Source organism: Vibrio sp. 1641, from assembly GCF_033339995.1.
GTDB classification, from domain to species: Bacteria; Pseudomonadota; Gammaproteobacteria; order Enterobacterales; family Vibrionaceae; genus Vibrio; species Vibrio alginolyticus.
On record NZ_JAWOVP010000476.1, the window covers coordinates 1 to 532 of the forward strand.

Below are 532 nucleotides of genomic sequence, written 5' to 3' on the forward strand. Positions count from 1 at the left end.
AAAAGTTAATTGAAAACGCGTTTACTCAAAATGCCAATGACTTTAAAAATGATGCCGCCTATCTGAAGCCAGGCACGAACCCAGCTAACGCAACGTTTGATGATGTGACCTCTGCTAACCAAGCACGTCTGGGTTTAGAAAACTTAAACCCGAATGAACAAGCATTCGTGAAAGAGAATTTTGCGAGCTTTATTATCGGTAAAGACGCGATCTTCAGCCAGCTAACTAGCGGCTTTATGGAGGAGATGGGCCAACTTCATGCCTCTGATCTTGCTAAGAACCCAACTCATCTACAAGCACAGCAAATTGCGTTGAGCGAAAAATACGAACAGCTAAGCGATAAAGTAAACGCTGAGTTTAATAAACAATTCGTGGCAAATCTTTAGCCACAGAGCCGTATTTATCTCTGTTCGATATGGAAAACATAGAAAGTTAAAAACACAAAAAGGCCCTCTTCTCGGGCCTTTTTCATGGCGATCATTTGTTCGGCTTTCCTCCACCTTTTCCGCCGCCCTTACCACCACCAGAACCA

At 43.2% G+C, this 532-nt stretch carries 1 pseudogene; it reads left to right on the forward strand.

What is annotated here, in order from left to right:
* Nucleotides 1-386: pseudogene (locus R7Z47_RS26650) on the forward strand (VPA0450 family T3SS effector inositol phosphatase); the annotation flags it as partial.
* Nucleotides 387-532 lie beyond the last annotated feature (146 nt).